Annotated in this window: 2 protein-coding genes; both read right to left on the bottom strand. The window is 33.6% G+C overall.

All coding sequences use genetic code 11. The annotated features are described in order from the left end of the window. A partial coding sequence (nbaC, locus tag ABWO04_RS11990; RefSeq protein WP_353079912.1) for a 3-hydroxyanthranilate 3,4-dioxygenase occupies nt 1-423 on the bottom strand: 423 nt, incomplete at its 3' end. 68 nt (nt 424-491) lie between these two features. After that, on the bottom strand, nt 492-1290 hold a 799-nt coding region (locus ABWO04_RS11985), incomplete at its 5' end, for an endonuclease/exonuclease/phosphatase family protein (RefSeq protein WP_353079911.1).

Genomic DNA, 1290 nt, shown 5'->3' with positions numbered 1-1290 from the left:
ATTGTTCAACTCAAAATATACTTCGTGAAGTTTGTGATTGCACGAATCGCAAAACCAAAGCAATCCGTCTTTTACATCCAAATGATTTCGTTTTTTTTCAATTACTAAACCAATAGAATTTTCTGTTCTGCTTGGCGAATGCGGTACTTTAGCCGGTAACAAAAACATATCTCCAGCGGAAAGATGCATTGCTTTTTTTTCGCCGTTTTCTTGAATATACACCGTAATATCACCTTCTAACTGATAAAATAATTCTTCAGTTTCGTTATAATGATAATCTTTTCTGGCATTAGGTCCTGCTACAATCATAACAATATAATCGCCAGAATCTATATATAAATTTTTATTTGCAACTGGCGGAACGAGAAGATGTCTGTTTTCTTCTATCCACTTATTCAAGTTAAAAGGTATTGCAATTGACATAAATAGAATTTTAAAAGGTAAAGTTACAAAATAAAAAAAGGCACTTTTAATGTACCTTCAATTATTTTTTATTTTTTTGCGTCCTTTATAAGGTAAATATAAGATGGAAAATGATCCGAATATCCAGGTCCTAATGCGCCATTTCGCAACGCATATCCCTTATATTGACCGGTTTGTTGAATCATAAAAGGTGCATTGTAAACCCCAGCTTTCCAATATCTCCAAGAAGAATAGTCTTTTCTTAATAAAGGCTCAGATATGATAATTTGATCGAAAAAATCCCAAGAATCTCTAAAAGCTAAGGTTCCAATTCCTTTATTAATTAGTTTTTCGGCAGGATTGTAAAGTCCTAACGGTTGTACTTCTTTTTCATCTCCTTTTGCGCCTAAAACCTGTTTCACACTTTTATTAAAAGGGCTGTCATTCAAATCGCCCATTGTGAAGATTTTCGCATTTGGATTAATAACTTGTAACGAATCGATAATTTTTTTGTTTAGTGCTGCCGCAGCTTCACGTAGTGGACTACTTCTTTTTTCACCGCCTCTTCGAGATGGCCAGTGGTTTACTATAAAATGCATTTCTTCACCATCTAATAATCCCGTCATTAATATTTGATCTCGAGTGTAAATTCTTTTGGTTTTTATGTCTACCACATTATCATCGGTATCTTCTACTTTTTCTTTGTCTTTTGCTTTTTTATCGGTTTCATCTTCAGTTACGATAAGTGCATAATTTTTATAACTCGTAGGTTGAAAATGTCCTTTTTGATATAAAAATCCGGTATCAATTCCACGTCTATCTGGCGAATCAAAATGAATAACCGAATAGCCTTTAGCAGCTAAAAGTGGTTGCTTACATAGGTCTTCT

The sequence above is a fragment of the Flavobacterium sp. genome (assembly GCF_040382755.1).
Lineage (GTDB): Bacteria > Bacteroidota > Bacteroidia > Flavobacteriales > Flavobacteriaceae > Flavobacterium.
This window is presented reverse-complemented; position numbering and strand designations above follow the sequence as displayed.